Origin of the sequence: Xanthobacter sediminis (assembly GCF_043195015.1) — a bacterium.
Lineage (GTDB): Bacteria > Pseudomonadota > Alphaproteobacteria > Rhizobiales > Xanthobacteraceae > Xanthobacter.
Genome location: NZ_JBAFWH010000009.1, coordinates 90,539 through 114,952 on the forward strand (window position 1 = coordinate 90,539; position 24,414 = coordinate 114,952).

A 24,414-nucleotide genomic window follows, 5' to 3' on the forward strand; every position below is an offset into this window, starting at 1 on the left:
CGACCCGCCCCGAAACGGGCGGGTCCGCTCCCGGCGCCGCGAGCGCCGGGAGTTCGTTTCCGTCATGGCCTCGCACGTGCGCGATGCCTATGTGCGCAAGCCCTTCTTCGTGGACGGCGGCACCGACCTCGTCAGCCTCTGCCGCGCCCTTTCCGAGAAGGGCCTCACCGATGCCCTGGTGCGCGATGGCGCCCGCATCGGCGTCTTCACCACCACCAACCTGCGCGATGCGCTGCTGCGCGAGACGCCCCCCCATCTGCTGCCGGTGCGCGAGATCGCCACTTTCGAGCCGTTTTCCGTCTCCATCGACGACGAGCTTTACGGCGCCATGCTGCTGATGCTGCGCCACCGCATCCACCGCGTGGTGGTGCGGGAGGGAGAGGCCATCGTCGGCCTGCTCAGCCAGATCGACCTCATGGCCTTCGTGGCCAGCCACTCCCACCTCATCGCCCTCGAAATCACCGAAGCCGCCGATGTGGACGAGCTGCGCGCCGCCGCCCGGCAGATCGACGAGCTGATCGCCGACCTCCAGGACGACGGGGTACGGGTGGAGGTGATCGGCGAGCTGGTGGGTGAATTGAACCGCCGCCTGTTCCATCGCCTGTGGGAGCTGCTGGCGCCGCCGGCGCTGCGCGAGAACTCCTGCCTGCTGGTGATGGGCTCCGAGGGGCGCGGCGAGCAGCTCATCAAGACCGACCAGGACAACGCCCTCATCCTGCGCGACGGCTTCGCCTTCGAGGGGCTGGCGGCGGTGACGGAGGCGTTCACCGCCGCCCTCATCACCTTCGGCTACCCGCCCTGCCCCGGCGGCATCATGCTCAGCCGCCCGCTCTGGTGCCAACCGCTCGCCGCCTTCAAGGACACGCTGAAGCGCTGGCTGTTCGCAGGCACGGCCGAAGGGCCCATGAACCTCGCCATCTTCCTCGACGCGGCGGTGGTGGCGGGCGACGGCGCGCTCATGGAAGACGCCCGCGCCCATCTCGATTTCCTGCTGCAGGACGACGCCGCCTATTTCTCCCGCTTCGCGCGCGCGGTGGAGCAGTTCGGCGATGGCGAGGCGTGGTGGTCGCGGCTGCCCGGCCTGCGGGGCCGGGCGGCGGCGGAGATCGACCTGAAGAAGCTCGGCATCTTCCCCATCGTCCACGGGGTGCGGGCGCTGGCGCTCGAATACCGGGTGCGGCCCCTTTCCACGGCGGCGCGCATCAAGGCGCTGGTGGATGACGGCCGGCTCGACGCCGCCCTGGGGCGCGACCTCGCCGACGCGCTCCATTGCCTCATGGGCCTGAAGCTCTCGAGCAACCTGCGCCAGCGCGCGGCCGGCCGCGCGCCGGGCAACACCCTGCCCCTGAGCGAGCTCGGCACCCTGGACCGGCAGGCGCTGAAGGACTCCCTCGCCATCGTGCGCGCCTTCAAGCAGTGGCTCGCGCGCCACTACCGGTTCGACCTGCTGTGACCGGGGGGAACGACAGGCCCGGCGACGACGGCCCGCGGCCGGCGGTGCTGCTGGCCCTGTTCGCGGCGGGGATGCTGCTGTTCAACTTTCCGCTGCTCGCGGTGTGGAACGTGCCGGTCACCGTGCTCGGCCTGCCGCTGCTGCCGGTGGCGCTGTTCGCGATCTGGGCACTGCTGATCGTGCTGCTCGCACGCGTGAGCGAGCGGCGGCGCGGCGGGGACGGCGCGCCATGATCTCCGCGCCCCTCGTCCTCGCGGTCTCCATCGGCTACCTGGCGCTCCTGTTCACCATCGCCGCGGCGGCGGACAGCTCGGCCGCGCGCGGGCGCTCGATGATCTCGAATGCCTGGGTCTATGCCATGTCGCTGGCGGTCTACTGCACCGCCTGGACCTATTTCGGCAGCGTCGGGCGGGCGGCGGCTGGGGGCATCTGGTTCCTGCCCATCTATCTCGGACCCATGCTGGCGATGTTCCTCGCGTGGATCGTCGTGCGCAAGATGATTCGCATCGCCCACGCCCACCGCATCACCTCCATCGCCGACTTCATCGCCAGCCGCTACGGCAAGAGCCCGGCGCTGGCGGCGCTGGTCACGCTCATCACCGTGGTCGGCATCGTCCCCTACATCGCGTTGCAGCTGAAGGCGGTTTCGGCGGGCTACCACGTTCTCACCCACGGCGCGTGGGCGGCCCCGGCCGCCGCTTTGCCCTGGTGGCGCGACGGCACGCTCGCCGTCACCCTGGCGCTCGCCCTCTTCACCATCCTGTTCGGCACCCGCCACCTCGACAGCGCGGAGCGGCACGAGGGCATGGTGGCGGCCATCGCCTTCGAATCCGTGGTGAAGCTGCTGGCGTTCCTGGCGGTGGGCCTGTTCGTCACCTACGGCCTGTTCGGCGGCATGGCGGACATCTGGGCGCGGGCACAGGCGCTGCCGGAGCTCGCCACCCTCTTCAATCCCAGCCCCGATGCACCGTTCGACTACACGCAGTGGTTCGCGCTCACCATCCTCTCCATGCTTTCCGCGCTGCTGCTGCCACGGCAGTTCCAGATCATGGTTGTGGAGTGCACCGACGAGCGGCACGTGAAGCGCGCGGCCTGGGTGTTCCCGGCCTACCTCCTCGCCATCAATCTCTTCGTGCTGCCGATTGCGCTGGGCGGGCTCGTGCTGTTCGGCCCCGGCGGCGTGGATGCCGACACCTTCGTGCTCTCCCTGCCGCTCGCCCATGGCGCGCCGGTGCTGGCGCTCATCGCCTATGTGGGCGGGCTTTCGGCCGCCACCGGCATGCTGATCGTGGAGACGATCGCGGTCTCGACCATGGTGTGCAACGATCTCGTGATGCCCGCCCTGCTGCGCCGGCCCGGCTTCGCTGCCCGCACAGGCGGGGATCTCACGGCCCTGCTGCTCAACATCCGCCGGGCCGCCATCATCGGTGTGCTGCTGCTCGGCTATTTTTATTTCCAGGTGGCGGGGGAGGCCTATGCGCTGGTCTCCATCGGCCTCATCAGCTTCGCGGCGGTGGCGCAGTTCGCCCCCGCCCTGCTCGGCGGCATGTATTGGCGGGGCGGCACGCGCATCGGCGCGCTCGCCGGTCTCGCCGCCGGCTTTCTGGTATGGACCTACACGCTCATGCTGCCCTCGGTGGCGAAATCGGGCTGGATCTCACAGGCATTCGTGAGCGAGGGGCCGCTCGGCTTGGCGCTGCTGGCGCCGGAGCGGCTGTTCGGCTTCGGCGGGCTCGACCCGCTCACCCACGCCCTGTTCTGGAGCCTGCTCGTCAACACCGGGCTCTATGTGGGCCTCTCGCTGCGGCGCGCCCCCCAGGGGGTGGAGGCGACCCAGGCCCTGCTGTTCGTGGACGCCTTCGCCCGCCATCCCGGCGCCGGCGCCCCCGTGTTCTGGCGCGGCGCCGCGCGGCTCGACGACCTGATGGCGCTCACCGCCCGGCTGCTGGGCTCCGAGCGTGCGCGCGCCGTGTTCGAGGCCCACGCAGCGGAAGCCGGCGCCGGCGACATCCACGCCCTGAAGGCAGACGCCGCCCTCGTGGGCCGGGTGGAACGGACGCTGGCCGGCGCCGTGGGCAGCGCCTCGGCACGGGTGCTGGTGGCCTCGGTGGTGGAAGAGGAGCCGCTGGATATGGAGGATGTGCTCCAGATCCTCGACGAAGCCTCAAAGGTGCGCGTCTATGCCGAGAAGCTGGAGGCCGCGAGCGCCGAGCTGAAGGCCGCCAATGCGCAGCTCAAGACCCTGGACCAGTTGAAGGACGACTTCGTCTCGTCCGTCACCCATGAGCTGCGCACGCCGCTGACCTCCATCCGCGCCTTCTCCGAGCTGATGCTCGACTCGCCCGACATGGAGGAGGCCCAGCGCGCCGACTTCCTGCGCATCATCGTGGCCGAGAGCGAGCGGCTGGGGCGCCTCGTCAACCAGGTGCTGGACCTCGCCAAGATCGAGTCCGGCCTCGCGGACTGGCAGGCGCAGGACGTGGACCTCGCCGCGCTGGTGCGGGATGCGGTGAAGGCCACCTCCGAGCTGTTCCATGCCCGCGGAGCCCATGTCGCGACGCACATGCCGGAGCGCGTGCCCACGGTGCGGGCCGATGCCGACCGGCTGATGCAGGTGCTGGTGAACCTGCTCTCCAACGCCGCCAAGTTCGTGCCCGAGGGCGCCGGCCGGGTGGACGTGACCCTGCGCCGCGAGGCCGATTTCCTCATCGTGGAGGTGAAGGACAACGGGCCGGGGGTGCCGGAAGCAGAGCGGCACACCATATTCGAGAAGTTCCGCCAAGGCGGCGATGCCCTTTCCCGGCCCTCGGGCACCGGACTGGGGCTTCCGATCAGCCGCCAGATCGTGGATCATCTGGGCGGAGCCATGTGGCTGGTGTCAGAACCGGGCGGCGGCGCGACCTTCGCGTTCAGACTGCCCCTCCAGCCGGGAGGAAGAACGCCATGAACGGACAGCAGAACGGACAAGTGAACGGGGCCGCGAACGGCCCGGCGGGCGACAAGGTCCTCATCGCCGACGACGAGCCGAACATCGTGGTATCGCTGGAATTCATGATGAAGCGCGAGGGCTTCCACGTGCTGGTGGCGCGCGACGGCCTCGGCGCGCTGGAGACCATCCGCCGCGAGCACCCGCGCCTCGTGCTGCTGGATGCCTCCATGCCCGGCATGACCGGCTTCGACGTGTGCGAGGCCGTGCGCTCCGACGCCGACACCCGCGAGACCCGTATCGTGATGCTCACCGCCAAGGGCCGCGAGACCGACAAGGCCCGCGGCGTCGGTGCGGGGGCGGACGCCTATGTCACCAAGCCCTTCTCCACCCGCGACCTGGTGCAGACGGTGAAGGAGATGATGGCGCGGGACGCCGCCGAATGAGCTTCGACCGGCCGCTGGCCGCCGCCATGCTGGCGCCGGGGCTCGCCCTGGCGCTGTGGCTGGCGCTGGGCGCGGCCGGCTTCTACGCCACCCTCGATGCCCCTGACGCCGCCGCGCTATGGGCCGTCCTCGGCCCACTGGTGGAAACCCGCGGCATGCTGGTGCTGTTCTGGTGGCTGGTGGCCGCCGCCGGCGCCGCCTGGGCGGTGCAGAAGCTCCATGCCCGCCATGTGGCCGGCCCCACCCGCCTCGCCGAAGGCGCGCGCGTACTTGTGGGCGATGCCGACGCGCCTCCACTGCCTGCCCTAGGCCCGGCCTCTAGCCGGGCTCTGGCCGACGCGCTGAATGCCCTCGCGCTGGAACGCGGCACCCTGCGGCAGGAGATGGCCCGCCTGGTGGATAACGCGAGCCGCGCCGTGGCCCAGCAGCGCGACCAGCTCGGCGCCCTGGTGGCCGAGCTGCAGCAGAGCGTGGTGGTCTGCAATCTCGAAGGCCGCATCCTGCTCTACAATGCCCGCGCTCGCGCCCTGTGCCGCCGCATCTCCCGCGCGCCCGGCGGGGCGGCGGGGGCGGAGCTGATCGGCCTCGGGCGCTCCATCCACCAGGTGGTGGACAAGGCCCTCATCGACCATGCCCGCGAGAGCATGGAGCGGCGCATCGTGCGCGGCGAGCCGGCGCCGGGCGCGCGCTTCGTCACCCACACGCCCTCCGGCCACCTGCTGCGGGTGAGCCTCGCGCCCGTGCGCGGCACCGCGGAAGGCGCGCCGGCCACCGGCTTCGTGCTGCTGCTCGACGACATCACCGACGAATACGAGGCCGAGGCCAGGACCGACCGCCAGTGGCTCGCCCTTACCGAGAGCAGCCGCGCCGGCCTCGCCAGCATCCAGGCGGCCCTGGACATGCTGGACTATCCCGACCTCGACACCACCGACCGCGAGCGCTTCCAGGGCGTGGTGCGGGAGGAGGTGGCGGCCCTGGGCGCGCGCATCACCACCCTCGCGGCCGAAGCTTCCGGCGCCCACCGCACCCGCTGGCCGCTCCAGGACATGCTGGGGGCCGATCTCGTCGCCGCCGCCGCCCACCGCATCGAGGCGCAGACCGGGCAGGCCGTGCGCGCCGACGCGGTGGATGCCGACCTCTGGCTGAGCGTGGACAGCTTCGCCCTCATCGCCGCCCTCGCCTTCCTGGCGCGGCGCGCGGCCGAGGCGCGCGAGGCGCCGGCCCTGGAACTGCGCCTCGCGCGGGCGGACGGGCACGCCCATCTCGACCTCGCCTTCGCGAGCGGCGCGGCCATCGGCGCCGGCTGGCAGTCCGGCCCCATGGACGGCTCAGGCGGCGGGGCCCTGAGCGTGCGCGACGTCGCGGAGCGCCACGGCGGAGAGGTGTGGCTGGAGCATGCGCGCGGCGGCGAGGCGCGTGCCGCGTTCCGCTTCCTGCTACCCTGCGCCGCCGGCGGCGCGGACATGCTCCCGCACGCGGGCGAGAGCCGGCCGGAATATTACGACTTCGACCTCTTCGCCGCTGCCGACGCCCACCACGAGCGCGACCACCGTCCGCTGGAGGAGCTGAGCTTCACGGTGTTCGACACCGAAACCACCGGGCTCGACCCCGCCGGCGGCGACGAGATCATCCAGATCGGCGCCACCCGCATCGTGAACGGCAAGCTGCTGCGCGCCGAGTGTCTCGACCAACTGGTGGATCCGCGCCGCTCCATCCCCGAGGCGGGCATCGCCATCCACGGCATCCGCCCGGCCATGGTGCGCGGCCAGCCCACCATCGCGGAAGCGCTGCCTGCCTTCCACGCCTTCGTCTCCGATACGGTGCTGGTGGGCCATAACGTGGCGTTCGACCTGCGCTTCCTGAAGCTGAAGGAGGCGGCCACCGGCCTCGTGTTCGACCAGCCGGTGCTCGACACGCTGTTGCTCGCCTCCATCGTCCACCCCCATGCGGAGGCGCAGAGCCTGGAGGCGATCGCGGCGCGGCTCGGCGTCACCATAGCCGGCCGCCACACGGCGCTGGGCGATGCGATGGTGTGTGCGCAGGTGTTCCTGAAGCTGCTGCCGCTGCTCCGCCAGCAGGGCATCCGCACCCTGGGCGACGCCCGCACCGCCTCGGAGGATTCCTACTACGCCCGGCTGAAGTATTAGGACGCTTTCAAGCCAAGTGGATGCCGGTTCGCGTGAAGAAAAGGCGTGCTTTCAATACCCCAGAGCGACCGCCACGAGCCGGCGCAACCGGGCAGTTCTTTACGGCGATTTCAGCAGAAGCCTGAAGCGGTTTGCGGACGGAGCCGTGACGAAGCATGGCTTTGGCGCATTCCCGGTGAACGGCGACGCGCCAAGAGGCGCGCGGGCCGCCGGCTCAATGCCAAAGGCCGGTGCGCTTTTCTCACAGGTCTTCGGTCAAGCCCGCGCGGCGCTGCGGCGCAACCCACCCAGCCTCACTGGTGCCGGCTAAAAACCGGCCGATAGCATCAGTCCTCGCCCAGCCGGCGCAGGATGCGCTTGCGCAGGGCCACCGCCTCGGCGGTGCCGGGCTCGCGCACCGGACCCTCGGGGATGTCGATGATCTCCGCGATGCGGCCGGGGTGCGGCTGCATCACCACCACCCGGTCGCCCAGCAGGATGGCCTCGTCCACGTCGTGGGTGACGATGATGGCGGAGAGGCCCTCCTGCCGCACGATGCGCAGCACCTCGCGCTGCAGGTGGCTGCGGGTGAGGGCGTCGAGGGCGCCGAAGGGCTCGTCGAGCAGCAGCAGGCCGGGCCGGCTCACGAGGGCGCGGGCGATGGCGACGCGCTGCGCCATGCCGCCGGAGAGCTGCTTCGGCAGCGCCTGCGCGAATTTGGAGAGACCCACGAGCGCCAGATGCTCGGAAGCGATGCGACGACGCTCCGCCTTGCCGAGGTCGGAGCGCGCAAGCCCCGCTTCCACGTTCTGCGCGGCCGTGAGCCAGGGGAACAGCCGGTGCTCCTGGAACACGATGGCCCGCTCGGGCCCCGGCCCCCGGATGGCCCGCCCGGCGAAGCCGAGATGCCCCTCGTGCTCGCTCTCCAGCCCCACGATGAGGCGCAGCAGCGTGGACTTGCCGCAGCCCGACGCGCCCACCACCGAGACGAACTCGCCCGGCGCCACATCGAGGCTGATGCCCGCGAGCACCGGCAGCGGCGCGCCGTTCACCACGTAGGTCTTGCTGAGGTTGCGGATCTCGAGGGCCGTCGCGGCCATGGGCTGCTCCCGTCACTGCCAGCGGATGAGAAGGGCGCCGAGGCGGCTCGCGGCGGCATCCAGCGCCACCCCCGTGAGGCCGAGCACCGCCACCCCCACGAGCACCAGGTCCATGGCGTAGAGGTCCCGCCCCGTGATGAGCACGGAGCCGAGGCCGGGCGCCACGCTCATGAAGTATTCCGCGCCGACGGTGGCGAGCCAGGCGTTGATGAGCCCCACCCGGAGCCCCGCGACGATATCCGGCAGCGCCGCCGGCAGCCGCGCCCACACCAGCCGCTGCCAGGGGGAGAAGCGCAGCACGGCCGTGGCTTCCTCCAGCGTCGTCGGCAGGGCGCGCGCGCCGGCCCAGGCATTCACCGTGACCGGCACGAAGGCGGCGGTGGCGATGAAGGCCACCTTGGCCCCCTCCCCCATGCCGAACCAAAGGCCGAACAAGGGAATCCAGGCGAAGATGGCGATCTGCTTGAAGGAATCGAAGGTGGGCCCCACCAGCCGCCCGAACACCGGCGACAGGCCCAGCGCGAGGCCGAGCGGAATGCCCGCGGCCGCGCCGAGCGCGAAGCCCGCGAGGTCCCGCGCCAGGGAGGCGAGCAGCGCCGCCGGCAACTCGCCGCTGCGCCATTCACCCAGGGCGCGGGCCAGCACGGTGGCGGGTGCCGGCAGTTCCCTGAGATCAGTCCAGCCGGCCGCGCTCGCGGCCTGCCAGAGGGCCAGCAGCGCCAGCGGCAGCAGGCTCAGGCGCAGCGCGCCCCGCGCGAGGGCGGCGGTCATCGCCAGGCCCCGATGCGGGCCTCCACGAGGCGCAGCCCCCGGTCCAGGGCGAAGCCGACGACGCCGATGACCACCACCGACACCAGCACGAACTCGATCTGGAACAGCTGGCGCCCCCACACCATGAGGTAGCCGAGCCCCTCTGTGGAAGCGATGAGCTCCACCGCCACCAGCGCCAGCCACGCATGGGTGAGGCCGGTGCGCACGCCCGCGAACACCGTGGGCAGCGCCGCCGGCAGCACCAGGCCGAACACCGTGCGCGAGGGGGAGAAGCCGAATACGCGCCCCACCTCCCGCCAGTGCGGCGGCACGTTGCGCACGCCCTCCGCGGTGTTGACCGCGAGCGGGATCATTGCCGCCTTGGCGACGATGAGCACCTTCAGCATCTCGTCGATGCCCACCAGCAGGATGAGCAGCGGCGCGAGCGCGATGGGCGGCACCTGGGCGAACCAGACGAACACCGGCTCGATGAGCTGCGACACGGTGCGGGACACACCCATGGCGATGCCGAGGAGCAGGCCCACCGCGCCGCCCAGGGCGAAGCCCAGCGCCACCCGCCCCAGGGTGGCGCGGACGTGCTCGCCGAGCTCGCCGGTGGCGGAAAGCTCGCGGAAGGCTTCGAGCACAGCGCGCGGGCCGGGCAGGATCTGCGCGGGCAGCCAGCCCTGGCCGGAGGCGAGCGCCCACAGGGCGAGCAGGCCGAAGGGCAAGGCCAGCCCCTGCAGCACCGCCGCCAGAGCGCGGACGCGCGGCAGGAGAAGGCTGCGGTGCCGCGCCACCGCCGCGGCGGGCAGCGGCAGGTCTGCGGCGGATGTGGTGGAGGTCATGGCCCGCGCCTCAGTTGATGGCGACGGGCTTGCCGGCCGCGTCGAGGGGGGTCCAGCGCTTCTCCAGGCCGAGCTGCTTCAGGGCCGCGTTGAGGTATTTCGGCTCGAACCAGCCCTCCACCGAGGTATCGCCCCGCAGCAGGCGATAATCCTTGGCCTGCTGGATCTTGGAGGCATACGCCTCGATCAGGAAGGGGTCGATCAGCGGGCTCTGGCGATAGGCCAGCGTCTGGCCTTCGTAGTCATGCTCGAAGGCGGCGACGGGACGCCCGCTGAGCGCCCAGACCTCGAACAGCTCCTTGCGGTTCTTCTCGTCGCTCGCCCAGTCGGCCGCCTTCACGAAGGTGTTCACCACGCGCTGCACCAGCTCGGGGTGGGCCCGCTCGAACGCCTCGGTGACGAGCACGTGGCTGTGGCGCGTGAAGGTGGGATCGTCGCCGCGGGTGGAGTAGACCACCTTGGCAAGGCCCTGGTCCTGAAGGGCGAACAGGTCCGCCTGGCCGAAGGTGGCGTCGATGTCGCCGGAGCGCAGGGCCGCGATCGCCGCCTCGAAGTCCATGGAGAGGAAGCGGATGTCGCGCTCGGTGAGGTGATGGGCGGCGAGCACCCGGTCGGCCGCGAGCTGGAGGTTGGTGCCGCGGAACTGGGCGACCTTCCGGCCCTTCAGGTCGTCGATGCCGGAGATGGGCGCATCCGGCCGCACCGCCAGATAGATGTTGTTGCGCACGCCCGAGCCCATGAGCAGCTTGGTCTTGAGCCCGTTGGCCCGGCCGACGATGGCGGGCAGGTCGCCCTGGAGCGCGAAATCGAGCTGGCCGGCGGCAAGGGCCTCGTTCACCGCCGGCCCGGCGCCGCGGAAGAACACCCATTGCACGGTGACATCGTCGCCCTCCAGCTCCTTCTCCAGGAGCTTGCGGGCATGGGCGACGCTGGCGCCGCCCTGGGTGCCGAACTGGCGACCGCCGATGCCCACCTCGGCAAAGCCGATGCGGATGGCTAACGGCTCGGCGAAGGCGGCGGCGGGAACAAGAAGGGCCAGCAGCAGCGCTGCGGCGCGGGCGATGAGGGACATGGGAGAGCGCTCCGGATGAAAGCGCGGCCCGGGCGGCGGGGAACGCCCGGGCCGCTGACGGCTCAGGCGACGATGGCTTTCGGCTTTTCACCCACGATGCGGGTGGAGGCACGGCGCCCGTCGACGCTCACGGCCGGCTCGCCCACCACGGTGGAGCGGCGCAGGGTCCGCGGCTCGCGGTCGAAGTCGTCCACCGCGCGGTGGACGGTGGCGCGATTGTCCCACACCGCGATGTCGCCCAGCTTCCAGGACCAGCGCAGGGTGTTTTCCGGGCTGGTGGCGTGGCGCTGGAAGATCTGGAGCAGATCGTGGGAGTCCGGAGAACGGTAACCAATGATGCGCTGGATGAAGTTGCCGACAATGAGCACCTTCTTCCCCGTGTGCGGATGCACGGCCACCAGCGGCTGCTCGGTCTCGAACACCTTGCGGGTGAAGACCTCTCCGTGGCGGATCTTGCCGTTCTCGCGGACCGGGCGGTCGCTCACGTAGTCGTAGTCGTTGGTGTGCAGGGTCCAGAGCTGCTCCGCCAGGGCCTTCAGGGAATCGGGCAGCTCGTCATAGGCGGCCTCGGTGTTGCCCCACAGGGTGTCGCCGCCGTGGCTCGGCAGCACCACCGGGCGCAGGAAGGTGAGCTGGGGAAAGCGGTCCACGAAGGTGAAGTCGGCATGCCAGTGGCTCGCCACCTCGCCGCGCTCGGCCGCCACCTCCAGGATGGCCTCGGTGCCGTCCCTGGAGGGAATGGTGGGGTGCTCGTTGAGGTCGCCAAACAGCTTGGCGAAGGCCTCCTGCGCGGGATCGTCCAGGTGGTCCTGCCCCCGGAAGAACACCACCTTGTACTTCAGGATGGCGGCATGGATCGCCTTGATGGTCGCGGGGTGAAGATCTCCGGAGACGCGGAGGTCCGAGATCTCCGCGCCGATCCGGCCGCCGAGGGGTCGCAGGTTGAGTACGGAATGCTCGCTCATGGACAGCTTCCCTGATGTGCGGGGGCAGGCAGTTGCGGCATTGATGCTATTATTTCGATTGTTTTTGTCAATTTAAAATCAGATGCCGGCGAAAGGCCCTTCCGATGCGAAGCGGAGGCCGCCCGCCACGGCCCTCGCTCCACACGACGACACCTGATGCCGGCACCCCCGAAATGCCGCTGCAGCGGACAGCGATGGGCGCTTCATATTAGGTCAACATGCCTTCCTTTTAGCCAATCCGCGAGCCGATCCGGCCCGATGAGACGGCGGATTTTTGGCATGTACGCTATATATTTCAATCCACTACCCCCAACGCGCCCGGCTGCCATACAACTGAAACTTTTCTGAAATACGCCTGAAATTTCAGCTTGAAGCCCAAGTGAATTTAGCTTTGTCTATTACCTAATTCCGGAGGCGAGTTCGGGGCATTCAAAGGTCCCTTCCCCGCGCTCTCGGGCCACCCTTGCGCATCCGGCGCCGGCAGCGGTGCCCTGCGTATCCTGTGCGTCAAACGCACGCCTCATGCGGGGACCCATGCTCGCTCAGCAGATCGTCAACGGCCTCATGCTCGGGGCCATCTACATGCTGATGGCGGTGGCCTTCACTTTGGCCATCGGTGTGCTCAACTTCCTGAACTTCTCCCTGCCCGGCCTGTTCATGCTGGGCGGCATGGTGGCCTATGGCTTCATCAAGCTGGGCTGGCCCACGGTGTTCGCCTTCGCGGCCGCGCTGGCGGCCGCCGCGCTGGTGTCGCTGCTGGTGGAGCGCTTCGCCTACAGGCCCATGCAAGGGGGCGATCCGGAGGTGCCACTGGTCTCCTCCCTTGGCTTCCTGGTGCTGCTGGAAAACCTGATGCTGATCTATTTCGGCTCGGACCAGCAGGCATTCCCGGCACTGGTGCCGGACCTCAACTTCCGCTTCGGCGGCCTGGTCATCGGCATCGCACAGCTCGGCTCGCTCGTGCTCTCGGTGCTGCTGGTGCTGTGGCTCTCCTGGTTCCTGTCTTCCACCTCCACCGGCCGCTGCATCCGCACCGTGGCGGAGAATCGCGACACTGCGGTGCTCATGGGCGTGGATACGGGGCGGCTGGTGCCGCTGCTGTTCATCGCCTCGGCGCTGCTGGCGGCGGTGGCGGGGCTGCTGTTCGCGGTCAACTACCAGCAGGTTTCGCCCTTCATGGGCGAAGGCGTCGGCTTCAAGGGGGTCGCGGCCATGATCGTCGGCGGCATGGGCTCCATCTGGGGCGCGGTGCTGGGCGGCCTGCTCATCGGCCTCGCGGAAGTGCTCTCCATCAGCTTCATCGGCGCCGACGTGGTCAACATCACCGTCTACGGGCTTCTGCTCTTGATCCTCATCGTCCGTCCCCAGGGCCTCATCGGCCGCCCCGCCACCCGGGAGAAGCTGTGATGAGCGGCTATCTCACCGGCGTCCTCGTCGTCCTCGCCTTCAATGTCATGGCGGCCTATGCGGTCTACCTGCCGCTCGCCGCCGGGCAGCTCAACCTCGGCATCGCCGGCTTCATGGCCATCGGCGCCTATGCCTCGGCGTTCCTGACCAACGAATACCAATGGTCCATGTGGGCGGCTATTCCCGTGGGAGCGGGCCTTGCGGGGCTTACCGGGCTCGTCATCGGCATCCCCGTGCTGCGCACCCATGGCATCTATCTCGCCATGGCCACCTTCGCGCTCGGGCAGGTCATCTCGGCCGTGTTCCTGAACCTCGAGGTGGTGGGCGGTGCCGCCGGCTATCCGGTGACCGACTATGTGGGGCCGAACGGCGTGTTCCTGGCCGCTGCCGGCGTGGTGGTGCTGATGCTCTACCTCTCCCGCACCCGCTTCGCGCTCTACCTCACGGCGGTGAAGAGCGACCCCACGGTGGCGGACCTGCTCGGCGTCTCCGTGCGGGGCATCCAGGTGGCGGCGTTCGCCCTGGGCGCGGCGGTGGCCGGCTTCGGCGGGGCCTTCTACGCCCACCACTACAATTTCGTGGAAGCCCAGCATTTCAATGTGCTGCTGAGCGTGTTCACGGTGCTCTACGTGCTGTTCGGCGGCACGCAGACGGTGTGGGGCCCGCTTGTGGGCGCGGCCTTCTTCACCCTGGCGCCGGAACTGCTGCGCGCCTCCGACCAGTGGCGCTACGCGCTGTTCGCGGTGTTCATCATCGTGTTCATGGCCATGCGGCCCCAGGGGCTGGTCACCACCTCCCTGCTGCGCCTGGGACGCCGTAAGGCCGCCACCCCCAATGCGGAGGCCGCCCGATGACAGCCGCCCTCTCCATCCAGGGGCTCAACAAGTCCTTCGCCGGCGTCAAGGCCATCCGCGACCTGTCCTTCGAGGTGCCGAAGGGCGTCACCACCGCCCTCATCGGCCCCAACGGGGCGGGCAAGACCACGGTGTTCAACCTGGTGAGCGGCGTCTACGGCGTCGATACCGGCACCATCACCGCCAACGGCGCGGACATCACCCACATGCCCTCGCGCCGGCGCATCGCCACCGGCATCGCCCGCTCGTTCCAGAACATCCGCCTCATGTCGCACCTGACGGTGCTGGAGAACATGCTGGTGGGCCAGCATGTGCGCAACGCCTCCCTCGGCGCGCTGCTCACGCCCTACCGGCTGTTCCCCAACCATCGCTGGAAGGTGGAGGCCCGCGAGGCCCTCGCCGAGAGCGGCCTTGCCGAATGGGCGGACGAGACGGTGGGCGCCCTGCCCTACGGCGTGAAGAAGCGCATCGACCTCGTGCGCGCCACGCTCGCCGGTGCCAGCGTGCTGATGCTCGACGAGCCCGCCGCCGGCCTCAACCCCTCGGAGACCAACGCCCTGCGCGATCACCTCAAAGCCCTGATGGCCAAGGGCATCACCCTGCTGGTGGTGGAGCACGACATGCACTTCGTGGACAGCATCTGCCAGAACGTGGTGGTGCTGAATTTCGGCGAGAAGATCGCCGAGGGCCCGCTCTCCCAGGTGCGCCAGAATGCCAAGGTGCGCGAGGCCTACATCGGCTCGGAGGAGGCGTGACATGGCGCTCCTCGACGTTTCCGGAATCTCCGTCTCCTACGGCCGCGTGAACGCCCTCCAGGACGTGTCGCTGCAGGTGAAGGAAGGCGAGATCGTCACCGTGCTGGGCGCCAACGGCGCCGGCAAGAGCACTCTGCTCAAGGCCATCCTCGGGGCGGTGCCGCTGAAGTCTGGCGGCATCACCTTCGCCGATACCGACATGAGCCGCGCCGCTCCCCACAGGCGCATCGCCGAAGGGCTGGTGCTGGTGCCGGAAGGCCGGCGCATCCTCATCTCGCTGACGGTGGAAGAAAATTTGAGGCTCGGCGCCCACATGCGCCGTGACGCCACCGCCATCACCCGCGAGATGGATTCCATCTACGCCCGCTTCCCGAACCTCGCGGAGCGGCGGAACATGCTGGCCTCCTGCCTCTCCGGCGGCGAGCAGCAGATGCTGGCCATCGGCCGCGCCATGATGGCGAAGCCCCGCCTCATGATGCTCGACGAGCCCTCCCTCGGCCTCTCGCCTTTGTTCGTGCAGAAGCTGTTCGAGCTGATCGTCGAGCTGAACCATGACGGGCTCGCGGTGCTGCTGGTGGAGCAGAACACGGGCAAGGCCCTCTCCGTGGCCCACAGCGCGACCGTGCTGGAGCTCGGCCGCGTGACCATGGCGGGCGACCCCAAGGCGCTCGCCTCCGATCCCCGCCTGCAGGCGGCCTATCTCGGCGCGGGTGAAGCCGAGCCCGCGTGAGCACACTGAAACAACAGAAGAAATCCTTCCAGAGGAGTTGGGACATGAAAAAGCAGGTGTTGTTGGGCGCCACCATGCTGGCGGCGCTGATTTCCGCTGGCGGCGCGCGGGCCGAGGACGATCTGGTCCTGGGCTACATGATGGCGAAGAGCGGCCCCTATGTGAGCCTCGCCAACACCAACGAGATCGCCGTGGACATGGCGGTCGAGGAGATCAACGCCAAGGGCGGCATCAACGGCAGGAAGGTCAAGGTGGTGAAATTCGACACCGCCGGCGATCCCAAGCAGGCCACCACCGCCGTGCGCTCCTTCGCGCAGGATGCCGGCGCGCTGGCCGTGATCGGCCCGTTCTCCTCCTCCGAGGTGCGCACCACCTTCCCGGTGGGCGAGCGCGAGGGCATCTCGCAGATGTCCATGGCCTCCTCCGCCCCCGGCCTCACCAAGGGCTTCACCTACGGCTTCCGGAACACCACCGACGAAGGCAAGGTGATCGACCAGGTGCTGGGCGCCATCAGGGACAAGAAGCTGCCCATGGCCTCGGGCGCGGCGGCCTACGCCACCGACGACGTGGTCTCCAAATCCATCGGCACCGCCGTGGTGCCCAAGATGTTCGAGAAGTACGCCATTCCCCTGAAGGGCTCGGTGGACTTCCAGCTCGCCGCCTTCGACCTCTCCCCCCAGGTGGCCCAGCTCAAGCAGATCAGCCCGGACATCGTGGGCCTCGGCTCCCCGCCCGAGGGCGCCATCAACCTCGCCAAGGAGCTGAAGCGCCAGGGCGTCTCCACCCGCATCATCGGCGGCACCAACATGGCCGACCCCGAGCTGCCCAAGCGCCTGGACGGCGCCGGCGAGACCCTGACCATCGGCACCACCTTCTTCGCCGACGCCAACGACAAGACCAAGGCCTTCACCCAGGAGTTCGCCAAGCGCACCAAGGCCGCCGGCCTGCGCACGGACCCCAACCAGATGGACGCCTCGGTCTATGACATCGTCTACCTCTACGCCGAGGCCATGAAGAAGGCCGGCGTCACCGGCGACAAGGCCAAGCGCGCCGAGGAGCGGACCGCCATCCGCGATCAGCTCTCCAAGCTCAAGGACTACCCTGCCATGGAGGGCTCCATCTCCTTCACCGACGGCGATGCCGTGAAGCCGGTCTACGTGCTCGAGGTGAAGGACGGCAAGTGGACCCTGCTCGATACGCGGATGCCGAACTGACCTCGGCTTCCACGTAAGGCCGGCGCCCCATTCTGCCCTGACCTGGGGCGCCGGCACCCTTCCCTTCTGTAAGACCTGTTCGAGGAACCCTGATGTCGGGCACCGCCCTCACCTTCACCATCCACGCCGACGGCCGCAGCTACGAGGAAACGCTGCTGATCCGCACCGCCGTCATCGCCGGCTGGACCGGCCGCGACAAGGCCGCGCTGGAAAAGCACATCGTCGAGCTCGAAGCCCTGGGCGTGCCGCGCCCCGCCTCGACCCCCATCTACTACCGGGTCGGCGCCGCGCGTCTCACCGGTGCCGAGGCCATCGAGTGCACGGGCGGGGAATCCTCGGGCGAGGTGGAGTTCGTGATCGTGGTGGCCGAAGGGCGCTATTACCTGGGCGTCGGCTCCGACCACACCGACCGCAAGGTGGAAACCTACAACATCACGGTTTCCAAGCAGATGTGCGACAAGCCCATGGCGCCCGAGCTGTGGGCCCTGGACGAGGTGGCGCCCCACTGGGACGACCTCGTGCTGCGCTCCTACGCCGTTTTTGACGGAAAGAAGGAGCTTTACCAGGAGGGCACGGTTGCGGCCATGCTGCCCCCCGCCGACATCCTCGCCGGCTATGGCGCGCCCTTCGCCGACGGCGCGGTGATGTATTGCGGCACCCTCGCCGCCCATGGCGGCATCCGCCCGGCAGAGCGCTTCGAATATGAGCTGGTGGACCCGGTGCTGGGACGCACCATCCGCCACGGCTATGACGTGATCACCCTGCCGGTGGCCGGGTAACGAACATCAACCTCGCCGGCCGCCCACGCGGCTGCCGGCGCCTTCATGGCCGAGTGGTCATGGCCGGGCATTCATGGGCGGAACGACGATGCGAACGGATGGGGCGATCGACATGCTGGAGGTCTCGGCGGCGGCCGACGCGACGGCCGCTCCCGCCCGCTCCCTGCGCGACGAAGCCTATGAGCTCATCAAGGCGCGCATCATCATGTGCGCCTTCCGCCCCGGCGAGGTGCTGAGCGAGGCGGCCGTCTCCGCCACGCTCGGCATCGGCCGCACGCCGGTGCGCCAGGCCTTCGACCGGCTCATGCGCGACGGCCTCGTGGAGGTGCTGCCCCGCAAGGGCATCGTGGTGCGCCCCATCTCCCACGACGAAGTGCACGACCTGGTGGAGGTGCGCCTCATCAATGAGTGCTTCTGCGCCCGCCTCGCGGCCGAGCGGGCGGAGCCGGGGCACCTCGCCGCCCTCGCCACCAACGTGGCGCTCGGCGTGGAGGCTGCGGCCGCGCGCGACGTGGCCGAGCTGATGGCCCTCGACCGCGAGTTCCACGCCATCGTCTCCGCGGCGGCCGGAAACCCGGTGCTGGCCGACATCCTGAAGAACCTGCACGAGCGGTCGCAGCGGGTGTGGTTCGTCTCCCTCCGGGCGCCGGAGCACCACCAGCGGGTGGTGGTGGAGCATGCCGCCATCGTGGAGGCGCTGCGCTCGCGCGATCCCGACGCGGCCGAAGCCGCCGTGCGCACCCACATCCGTTCCTTCGTGGACAACCTCAACCGCCAGCTATAGAGGTGCCACCGCCCATCCGGCCGGCGAGACCGCGTGCACTCAGCCGCGCGCGTAGACATCGTCGAAGCGAACGATGTCGTCCTCGCCCGTGTAGCTGCCGACCTGCACCTCAATCAGCTTCAGGGGGATGCGCCCCGGATTGCTCAGCCGGTGCACGGACCCCACCGGCAGGTAGGCCGACTCGTTCTCGTGGATGTAGGACACGGTGCCATCGACCGTCACCTCTGCGGTGCCGGACACCACGATCCAATGCTCGGCCCGGTGAAAATGCTTCTGCAGGCTCAGCTTGCCGCCCGGCTTCACATGGATCTGCTTGACCTGGAACCGGGGCCCGCCTTCGATGCGCTCATACCACCCCCACGGCCGGTAGATGCGCAGGTGCTCCTGCGCTTCCCGGTGGTTGTGCTGCCTCAGGGTCTCCACCAGCCCCTTCACCTTCCCCGCCGCCGCACGGCTCGTCACCAGCACCGCGTCCCGCGTGGTCACCACCACCACGTCGTCGAGCCCGATGACGGTGGTGAGGATATCCTCGGAGCGCACCAGCGCCCCCCGGCTCGCCAGCGCCACCACATTGCCTTCGAGCACATTGCCGTTGCCGTCCTTGGCCTTCAGCGCATGGATCGCATCCCATGCGCCGACATCCGACCAGTCGAACCGCGCCACGAGCACGCCGGCATGGCGCGTCCTCTCCATCACCGCATAATCGATGGAGATGCGCGGCGCACGGGCGAAGCCTTCCTCATCGAGCCGGAGAAAATCGAGATCCGCATGCGCCGCCGCAAGCGCGGCGCGCGCACCCTCCAGCACCTGCGGCGCCCAGGCCTCGAGCTCATCGAGCATGACCGAGGCCGGAAACATGAAGTTGCCGCTGTTCCACAGAAAGCCGCGCGCGCAATAGTCCTGCGCCGCCGCCGCGTCCGGCTTCTCCACGAAGCGCGCAAGCCGAAAGGCTCCAGGCGCGCCCGCCGGGGCGCCCTTCTCGATGTAGCCGTAGCCTGTTGCCGGATGGGCGGGCACGATGCCGAATGTCATGATGAGCCCCGTGGCGGCGGCGGTCGCCACCCGCGCGCAATCCTCCCGGAATGTCTCCACATCGCGCACCGCATGGTCGGCAGCCAGGACGAGGCCGATGGCCTGCGGCCCGAGCTCGGCCGCCAGCAGCGCGCCCACCGCTACCGCCGCGGCACTGTCCCGCCGCTCGGGCTCCAGAACGATCTGCCCGAGAACCCCCACCTGCTGCATCTGTTCCGCCACGATGAAGCGGAAGGCGGTGCTGGTGACCACCACCGGCGGCGCGAAGCGCGGGTCCTTCACCCGCAGCAGTGTCGCCTGGAAGGTCGAGAGACCACCCTCCAGCAGGTCGATGAACTGCTTGGGCATGGTTTCGCGCGACAACGGCCAAAGACGCGTTCCCGCGCCTCCGGCCAGCACGATCGGGACGATCACAGGATCCGCCATCACGCCTCACACCCGCACATATGCACCCGCCTGCGCGCAATCCCTTCTCGCTGGGATCGCCGAGGCCGTTGCACGCCCGCTTGTAATCCGCCCCCACGCCTCCGCGCAAACTGCGCACCGACGGCCCCAGGGATGGAGTGGATCACCCGTCCGCGCATCTGGCAGACTGATTCGGACACGCCGCGCGGCAGCCTGACGATTGGGGAAGCCGATTGACCCGCCCATTGCCGGAATGCGCGAAGCAGGTTGCATTCGCCCGCCTGTTGTGCGTGAAGCCTCCCGCCGGAGGGGCGCGCGACACATGCGCGATGCGGATTTTGGTTCGGCGAAAGGCTTGGCCCTGGCCTCAACCTGAGCGAGTTTATGATATACTTCACACAACCTATTTTATTGCTATGACTAACTCCACTCACGACGTGGGAACCGACGGCTGCACGACGTCGGAGACCGCAGCTCAGAAAGTCCGGGGATGAAACCGCTCGCCCGCGCGCCGGCCGTCGGCATCCGATACCTCATCCGTGCGGCGCAGAAGGCCGTGCTTCACGGATTTGTCGTGCGGCTTCGCTATCCGCCCGCCGCGTCGAAAAAAAACGTGAACACTCGTTGCATCGCGCTGCCGCCACGGCATCTTGCCCAGGTCCGGATCATGCTCCATTCACCTGTGTGATGAGCGAGGAGCCTGCCACGTGGCCCATCACGAAAAAGTTCCCTGGGCACGTCGCGGTATGAACCGCCGCAAGGCCACCTTCAAAGGCGACAGCACCCGTCCTCTCGTCACGCCGGCTTCGGTGCTGCTGTCCTTCGCCGCCATGCTGGCGATCATGGGCATCACCTCCACGTCATGGGAGTTCGCGCTCCAGGAACGGATCCTCCCTCGGCTCGGCATCCTGATCGACGATCCTTCACGCTGGCGCTTCATCATCACCGCCGTGGCGTTTGCCGCACTGAGCCAGCTCGGGCCCGGCCTGATGCTGTTCCGTCTGATGCGCCGCCTTGACCAGGCGCGGATCGCCGTCATCAAGGCGCGCGAGGAAGCCGACGCGCTCGCCCGCCACGACCCGCTGACCGGGCTCGCCAGCCGCCGCATGCTGCGCGATTACATGCGCAAGCGCCTCATCCGGACTGGCGGAAGCGGCGGATATGCGGTGCTGCTCATTGACATCGAGCGGTTCAAAGCCAACACCGACCGACATGGTCACCAGCTGGGCGACAGCCTGCTGATCGAGATCGCCAACCGCTTGAAGTCCCTCCTGCCGGCAGATGCCATCGCCTCACGCATGAGCGGGGACGAGTTCGCCATCTTCATGCCGCGCCCCCCCTCCGTGGAAGCGCTCGGCAGGATCGCCCAGCAGCTCATATCGCGGCTCTCCGCGCGCTACCAGATCAACAGCCTAGACGCGCGCCTGGGCGCCACCATCGGCATTGCGGTGACACCGGAGAATGGCACCGACGAGGGCGAGGTGATGCGCTCGGCAGAAGCCGCGCTCTACCGCGCCAAGGTCCGGCCCGGCACCTACCGCTTCTTCGAGCCGGCCATGGACCGGGAGCTCAAGCAGTCCCAGCGGCTCCAGCGCGACCTGCACAACGCCATCGCCAGCAACAGCATCATTCCCCACTACCAGCCGCTGGTGCGCCTGAGGGACGGCGTGCTGACAGGCTTCGAGGTGCTCGCCCGCTGGAACCACCCCATGCAGGGCTTCATCTCGCCGGAAGTGTTCGTCTCCATCGCCGAGGATGCCGGCCTCATCGGCCAGCTCACACAATCCATCCTGAAGCAGTCCTGCCTCGACGCCGCAAAATGGCCCGACCACCTCAAGATCGCGGTGAACCTGTCACCGATCCAGCTCAAGGACATCGCGCTGCCCGACCAGATCCTGTACACGCTGCGGAGCGTCGGCTTTCCGCCCTACCGGCTGGAAATCGAGATCACCGAAACCGCCCTGGTGGACGACGACAAGACCGCCAATGCGATTCTGGCGCGCTTCCGCGCCGCCGGCATCGACATCGCGCTCGATGATTTCGGCACCGGCTATTCCAGCCTGCAAAATCTGCGCATGTTCCCGGTGAGCAAGCTGAAGATCGATAAGTCGTTCGTCCGGTCCATGGACATCGACGTCAACTCGAAGAAGCTGATCTCCGGCATCCTCGCGCTGAGCAGCAGCCTCGGCATCGCCACCACCGCCGAGGGCATAGAAGAAGCCGCGGAGGCCGATTATCTCAAGTCCATCGGCTGCGATATCGGCCAGGGCTACTACTTCGCCAAGCCCATGAAGGCGGCAGACGTTCCGCACTTCCTGAAAGGCCGCGGCTTGCTCTAGGGGCGCTTTCCCTGCCCGCCGGTTACCGCTGCATGTCCCGCGCGATTCCGCCGAGACGGATTTCCGAACGCACGTGGGCGCTCCAGGCCGCATCCGAGGGAAAGTTCTCCGGCGATCGCACGCCGTCGCGCAGCCTGTGGCGCTGCGCCATCTCCTCTGGGGCCAAGCCGTCATCGACAAGCCCGAGCTGCTGAAACAGGCTCAGGGAGTAGCCGGGGATCCATCGGCGCACATCATGCCAGGGCACCGCCGCGAAGCTCTCTGGCGCGAGATTCATGAGCGTGGTCATGCAGCTCTCACGCAATGTGGAGTAGAAGATCGGCCGCGCATCTACCCGGTTGATGAAATCGAGGACGCGCTCGAAATACAGCCGGACTGCGGCCGCGCTGGCGTGGACGGGAAAGATCTGCACCTCATCAGGCGGGGTGCGCGCGAAGCGGTTCCAGATCAGGTCCCGCTCGGTGCCGATCTCGGGATAGATCGGATCCCGCCGGAAGAACCCCGCGAGCGCATCGAAGCTGCCACCCTTGGCCTGCCGCGCCTCGATGGAGACCACCACGTGCCTCCCGTCTGCGAAATTGAAGGACAGCATGACATGAGCCAAGGCCTGCATGTCGCCGAACGGCTGGATGATAAGGTCGGCCCCCTTGAGTGCTGAAAGGTCGAAAGTCGCCGTCGTCCAGCGTGGCACGGAGGCTTCGCCCGGGCGGTGCAGCGCATCGCGGAAATTGCGGATGGTGACCATGTCGCCATCGATTTCCGCCGTGGGATTGTGGGCCTGGAGAGCGACCCAGTCCTGCTCGATCGGCTCCTTCATGAGAAACGCCGCGAACAGGACCGCAATTGCCGAAATGGCCACGCCCCTGCGCGCCCATTGCCGTGGACCCGGCAAGAACCACAGGCCGCAGACGACAAGCGGGAAGAGGAAGCTCCCCGCCTGCCGCAGCGCGGCGGGCCAGGGAATCCAATAATGGATGGCGAGACCGAGATAGAGAGCGAAGGCGACGATCAATCCGCCCGCCGCGACGGCAAGGGTGCGCTGAAGCGCGCCCGTCAACCTCATCATCATCACCAGGCCTTCCGCAAAGCTGCTTCGTGCCCGCTATACAACAGCCGCGCCCGCCGGACGCGTCGATCGACTCAGCCAATCACCATTCATACCGTCTTTTTCAGCGCATCCTCACCCGAGCACGGGAGTCGCATCGCGCGGGGGCTTTGCCCCCTTCGCCTTCTCGCGGAGGTCGGCGTGAAGGAGACCGCGGGAGCTGCGGATAGAAGAGCCGGAGCGGCGTACGCGAGCGGCCAAGCCGGCCGACATGCAGACGCCTCAACACTCCTTGATTTTTAAAGAGTTCCGCCAAACCATATGTCGTACGGGATAGATGGTGCCCAGGGGCGGAATCGAACCACCGACACTGCGATTTTCAGTCGCATGCTCTACCAACTGAGCTACCTGGGCGCCGCCGGGGGCCGCAGCGCCCTGGCGAGGTGGCTGTCTATACTGAGCCCTCAGCCGCGTGTCCAGTGTCCCCTTTGCCGGCATTATCCTTCCTGTGGACAAGATGCCCGCGGCGGAGCGCGCCATCCCTCTCCCCACCCGTTGAAGCGTGACGCCGGAACACGGATTTAGGGTGCTTTCTTCTGAGGAAACTGGCAATCTGCCTGTTCCTGCCGGAGCTTCGGCAGAGCCAGAAAGAGGAAAAAAGGTGGTCGAACGCAAGGCGCATGGGGCGCAGGAGGCCGGCGAAACCGCCGATTTCACCACGGGGTCAGGCGCGCCGGCGGCAGCCGCGGCCACTCTTGAACAGGCGCTCGGCGTCCAGGTCCGCTCCATCCGCCGCGAGCTCGACCTCACCGTATCCGACCTCGCGGGCGCCGCCGGCATCTCGGTGGGCATGCTCTCGAAGATCGAGAACGGGCAGATCTCCCCCTCGCTCGCGACCCTCCAGGCCATATCCAAGGCGCTCAACGTGCCCATCACCACCCTGTTCTCCGCGTTCGAGGAGCGGCGGGACTGCTCGTTCGTGCGCGCGAATCAAGGGGTCATCATCGAGCGGCGCGGCACCAAGGTGGGCCACCAGTATGAGCTGCTGGGTCACGGGCTCGGCGGCGACATCGTAGTGGAACCCTACCTCATCACCCTCTCGCAGGAGGCGGCGCCGTTCACGGGCTTCCGGCATGCGGGCGTGGAGTTCATCTACATGCTCTCCGGCGAGGTGCTCTACCGCCACGCCGACCGCACCTACCACCTGCGCGCCGGCGATGCGCTCATGTTCGATTCCGGCGCCTCCCACGGGCCGGAGCAGCTCATGGTCACGCCCATGAGCTACCTGTCCATCATCGTCTACGGGCGCGACCGGCACTGAACAGCGGCGCGTGCGCCCTGCCGCGCCGGCCCCTCCAGCCTCCTGCTCCGGCAGCGTTTTCTT

Annotated in this window: 22 protein-coding genes and 1 tRNA gene; 15 read left to right on the forward strand and 8 right to left on the reverse strand. The window is 68.6% G+C overall.

Translation table 11 applies throughout. The annotated features are described in order from the left end of the window. Positions 1-64 precede the first annotated feature (64 nt). From V5F61_RS13370 to V5F61_RS13390, 5 genes are read left to right on the forward strand one after another with little or no spacing between them, the layout of a single operon-like run. A complete protein-coding gene (locus tag V5F61_RS13370; RefSeq protein WP_393988489.1) occupies positions 65-1,453 on the forward strand; it encodes a DUF294 nucleotidyltransferase-like domain-containing protein in 1,389 nt (462 codons plus the stop codon). Beyond that, positions 1,450-1,686, forward strand: coding sequence for a hypothetical protein (locus tag V5F61_RS13375; RefSeq protein ID WP_393988490.1), 237 nt, complete (start codon positions 1,450-1,452; stop codon positions 1,684-1,686). The genes V5F61_RS13370 and V5F61_RS13375 overlap by 4 nt, the downstream gene beginning before the upstream one ends. After that, positions 1,683-4,400: an ATP-binding protein gene (locus tag V5F61_RS13380; RefSeq protein WP_393988491.1), complete on the forward strand. Its 2,718-nt coding sequence runs from the start codon at positions 1,683-1,685 to the stop codon at positions 4,398-4,400. Before V5F61_RS13375 ends, V5F61_RS13380 begins: the two co-directional genes overlap by 4 nt. Beyond that, positions 4,397-4,825, forward strand: a complete 429-nt coding sequence (locus V5F61_RS13385; protein WP_393988492.1) for a response regulator transcription factor — start codon at positions 4,397-4,399, stop codon at positions 4,823-4,825. Before V5F61_RS13380 ends, V5F61_RS13385 begins: the two co-directional genes overlap by 4 nt. Next, positions 4,822-6,972, forward strand: a complete 2,151-nt coding sequence (locus V5F61_RS13390; protein WP_393988493.1) for an exonuclease domain-containing protein — start codon at positions 4,822-4,824, stop codon at positions 6,970-6,972. Before V5F61_RS13385 ends, V5F61_RS13390 begins: the two co-directional genes overlap by 4 nt. A gap of 326 nt (positions 6,973-7,298) precedes the next feature. On the opposite strand, the gene V5F61_RS13395 is transcribed toward V5F61_RS13390, so the two are convergent. The 5 genes from V5F61_RS13395 to V5F61_RS13415 form a co-directional block, all read right to left on the reverse strand. Beyond that, positions 7,299-8,051: an ABC transporter ATP-binding protein gene (locus V5F61_RS13395; RefSeq protein ID WP_393988494.1), complete on the reverse strand. Its 753-nt coding sequence runs from the start codon at positions 8,049-8,051 to the stop codon at positions 7,299-7,301. Positions 8,052-8,063: 12 nt separating this feature from the next. Next, on the reverse strand, positions 8,064-8,822 hold the full coding sequence (locus tag V5F61_RS13400; protein ID WP_393988495.1) for an ABC transporter permease: 759 nt from the start codon (positions 8,820-8,822) through the stop codon (positions 8,064-8,066). Then, a complete protein-coding gene (locus tag V5F61_RS13405; RefSeq protein ID WP_393988496.1) occupies positions 8,819-9,649 on the reverse strand; it encodes an ABC transporter permease in 831 nt (276 codons plus the stop codon). Before V5F61_RS13405 ends, V5F61_RS13400 begins: the two co-directional genes overlap by 4 nt. A 10-nt stretch (positions 9,650-9,659) precedes the next feature. Continuing rightward, positions 9,660-10,721 (reverse strand): ABC transporter substrate-binding protein, encoded by a 1,062-nt coding sequence (locus V5F61_RS13410; protein WP_393988497.1) that lies wholly within the window; start codon positions 10,719-10,721, stop codon positions 9,660-9,662. Between the two features lie 62 nt (positions 10,722-10,783). Next, positions 10,784-11,686 (reverse strand): TauD/TfdA dioxygenase family protein, encoded by a 903-nt coding sequence (locus V5F61_RS13415; RefSeq protein ID WP_393988498.1) that lies wholly within the window; start codon positions 11,684-11,686, stop codon positions 10,784-10,786. 534 nt (positions 11,687-12,220) lie between these two features. On the opposite strand from V5F61_RS13415, the gene V5F61_RS13420 reads away from it, so the two are divergent. The 7 genes from V5F61_RS13420 (at position 12,221) to V5F61_RS13450 (ending at position 18,209) form a co-directional block, all read left to right on the forward strand. Further along, the gene (locus tag V5F61_RS13420; protein WP_393988499.1) at positions 12,221-13,093 is read left to right on the forward strand and encodes a branched-chain amino acid ABC transporter permease; all 873 of its coding nucleotides are present in this window, start codon (positions 12,221-12,223) and stop codon (positions 13,091-13,093) included. Then, the gene (locus V5F61_RS13425; RefSeq protein ID WP_393988500.1) at positions 13,093-13,947 is read left to right on the forward strand and encodes a branched-chain amino acid ABC transporter permease; all 855 of its coding nucleotides are present in this window, start codon (positions 13,093-13,095) and stop codon (positions 13,945-13,947) included. Before V5F61_RS13420 ends, V5F61_RS13425 begins: the two co-directional genes overlap by 1 nt. After that, a complete protein-coding gene (locus V5F61_RS13430; protein WP_393988501.1) occupies positions 13,944-14,702 on the forward strand; it encodes an ABC transporter ATP-binding protein in 759 nt (252 codons plus the stop codon). Before V5F61_RS13425 ends, V5F61_RS13430 begins: the two co-directional genes overlap by 4 nt. A gap of 1 nt (position 14,703) precedes the next feature. Continuing rightward, on the forward strand, positions 14,704-15,432 hold the full coding sequence (locus V5F61_RS13435) for an ABC transporter ATP-binding protein (RefSeq protein WP_393988502.1): 729 nt from the start codon (positions 14,704-14,706) through the stop codon (positions 15,430-15,432). Positions 15,433-15,476: 44 nt separating this feature from the next. Then, positions 15,477-16,646, forward strand: coding sequence for an ABC transporter substrate-binding protein (locus V5F61_RS13440; RefSeq protein WP_393988503.1), 1,170 nt, complete (start codon positions 15,477-15,479; stop codon positions 16,644-16,646). 92 nt (positions 16,647-16,738) lie between these two features. Then, positions 16,739-17,425 (forward strand): DUF2848 domain-containing protein, encoded by a 687-nt coding sequence (locus V5F61_RS13445; protein ID WP_393988504.1) that lies wholly within the window; start codon positions 16,739-16,741, stop codon positions 17,423-17,425. A gap of 88 nt (positions 17,426-17,513) precedes the next feature. After that, positions 17,514-18,209, forward strand: coding sequence for a GntR family transcriptional regulator (locus tag V5F61_RS13450; RefSeq protein ID WP_393988505.1), 696 nt, complete (start codon positions 17,514-17,516; stop codon positions 18,207-18,209). 39 nt (positions 18,210-18,248) lie between these two features. Here the strand turns inward: V5F61_RS13450 and V5F61_RS13455 are convergent, their stop codons facing one another. After that, the gene (locus tag V5F61_RS13455) at positions 18,249-19,667 is read right to left on the reverse strand and encodes a mannose-1-phosphate guanylyltransferase/mannose-6-phosphate isomerase (RefSeq protein ID WP_393988506.1); all 1,419 of its coding nucleotides are present in this window, start codon (positions 19,665-19,667) and stop codon (positions 18,249-18,251) included. A 469-nt stretch (positions 19,668-20,136) separates the two neighbouring features. Between V5F61_RS13455 and V5F61_RS13460 the strand changes: the two genes are divergently transcribed. Together V5F61_RS13460 and V5F61_RS13465 are read left to right on the forward strand one after the other, a co-directional pair. Further along, entirely contained in the window at positions 20,137-20,334 is a 198-nt protein-coding gene (locus V5F61_RS13460) for a hypothetical protein (RefSeq protein ID WP_393988507.1), read from the forward strand. A 58-nt stretch (positions 20,335-20,392) separates the two neighbouring features. Then, entirely contained in the window at positions 20,393-21,985 is a 1,593-nt protein-coding gene (locus V5F61_RS13465) for a putative bifunctional diguanylate cyclase/phosphodiesterase (RefSeq protein ID WP_393988508.1), read from the forward strand. 22 nt (positions 21,986-22,007) lie between these two features. Here the strand turns inward: V5F61_RS13465 and V5F61_RS13470 are convergent, their stop codons facing one another. Then, positions 22,008-23,042, reverse strand: a complete 1,035-nt coding sequence (locus V5F61_RS13470) for an Lnb N-terminal periplasmic domain-containing protein (RefSeq protein ID WP_393988509.1) — start codon at positions 23,040-23,042, stop codon at positions 22,008-22,010. Positions 23,043-23,368: 326 nt separating this feature from the next. Then, positions 23,369-23,444: transfer RNA gene (locus V5F61_RS13475), tRNA-Phe, on the reverse strand. A 247-nt stretch (positions 23,445-23,691) separates the two neighbouring features. Here V5F61_RS13475 and V5F61_RS13480 point away from each other — a divergent pair. Beyond that, positions 23,692-24,351: a helix-turn-helix domain-containing protein gene (locus V5F61_RS13480; RefSeq protein WP_393988510.1), complete on the forward strand. Its 660-nt coding sequence runs from the start codon at positions 23,692-23,694 to the stop codon at positions 24,349-24,351. Positions 24,352-24,414 lie beyond the last annotated feature (63 nt).

What these genes read in the sequence shown, in the direction of transcription:
- V5F61_RS13400 (WP_393988495.1), bottom strand. Translation starts at nt 8,822, where the DNA reads ATGACCGCCGCCCTCGCGCGGGGCGCGCTGCGCCTGAGCCTGCTGCCG.
- V5F61_RS13385 (WP_393988492.1), top strand. Translation starts at nt 4,397, where the DNA reads ATGAACGGACAGCAGAACGGACAAGTGAACGGGGCCGCGAACGGCCCG.
- V5F61_RS13435 (WP_393988502.1), top strand. Translation starts at nt 14,704, where the DNA reads ATGGCGCTCCTCGACGTTTCCGGAATCTCCGTCTCCTACGGCCGCGTG.
- V5F61_RS13430 (WP_393988501.1), top strand. Translation starts at nt 13,944, where the DNA reads ATGACAGCCGCCCTCTCCATCCAGGGGCTCAACAAGTCCTTCGCCGGC.
- V5F61_RS13410 (WP_393988497.1), bottom strand. Translation starts at nt 10,721, where the DNA reads ATGTCCCTCATCGCCCGCGCCGCAGCGCTGCTGCTGGCCCTTCTTGTT.
- V5F61_RS13450 (WP_393988505.1), top strand. Translation starts at nt 17,514, where the DNA reads ATGCGAACGGATGGGGCGATCGACATGCTGGAGGTCTCGGCGGCGGCC.
- V5F61_RS13420 (WP_393988499.1), top strand. Translation starts at nt 12,221, where the DNA reads ATGCTCGCTCAGCAGATCGTCAACGGCCTCATGCTCGGGGCCATCTAC.
- V5F61_RS13390 (WP_393988493.1), top strand. Translation starts at nt 4,822, where the DNA reads ATGAGCTTCGACCGGCCGCTGGCCGCCGCCATGCTGGCGCCGGGGCTC.
- V5F61_RS13425 (WP_393988500.1), top strand. Translation starts at nt 13,093, where the DNA reads ATGAGCGGCTATCTCACCGGCGTCCTCGTCGTCCTCGCCTTCAATGTC.
- V5F61_RS13395 (WP_393988494.1), bottom strand. Translation starts at nt 8,051, where the DNA reads ATGGCCGCGACGGCCCTCGAGATCCGCAACCTCAGCAAGACCTACGTG.
- V5F61_RS13380 (WP_393988491.1), top strand. Translation starts at nt 1,683, where the DNA reads ATGATCTCCGCGCCCCTCGTCCTCGCGGTCTCCATCGGCTACCTGGCG.
- V5F61_RS13370 (WP_393988489.1), top strand. Translation starts at nt 65, where the DNA reads ATGGCCTCGCACGTGCGCGATGCCTATGTGCGCAAGCCCTTCTTCGTG.
- V5F61_RS13445 (WP_393988504.1), top strand. Translation starts at nt 16,739, where the DNA reads ATGTCGGGCACCGCCCTCACCTTCACCATCCACGCCGACGGCCGCAGC.
- V5F61_RS13460 (WP_393988507.1), top strand. Translation starts at nt 20,137, where the DNA reads ATGAAACCGCTCGCCCGCGCGCCGGCCGTCGGCATCCGATACCTCATC.
- V5F61_RS13465 (WP_393988508.1), top strand. Translation starts at nt 20,393, where the DNA reads ATGAACCGCCGCAAGGCCACCTTCAAAGGCGACAGCACCCGTCCTCTC.
- V5F61_RS13455 (WP_393988506.1), bottom strand. Translation starts at nt 19,667, where the DNA reads ATGGCGGATCCTGTGATCGTCCCGATCGTGCTGGCCGGAGGCGCGGGA.
- V5F61_RS13415 (WP_393988498.1), bottom strand. Translation starts at nt 11,686, where the DNA reads ATGAGCGAGCATTCCGTACTCAACCTGCGACCCCTCGGCGGCCGGATC.
- V5F61_RS13440 (WP_393988503.1), top strand. Translation starts at nt 15,477, where the DNA reads ATGAAAAAGCAGGTGTTGTTGGGCGCCACCATGCTGGCGGCGCTGATT.
- V5F61_RS13405 (WP_393988496.1), bottom strand. Translation starts at nt 9,649, where the DNA reads ATGACCTCCACCACATCCGCCGCAGACCTGCCGCTGCCCGCCGCGGCG.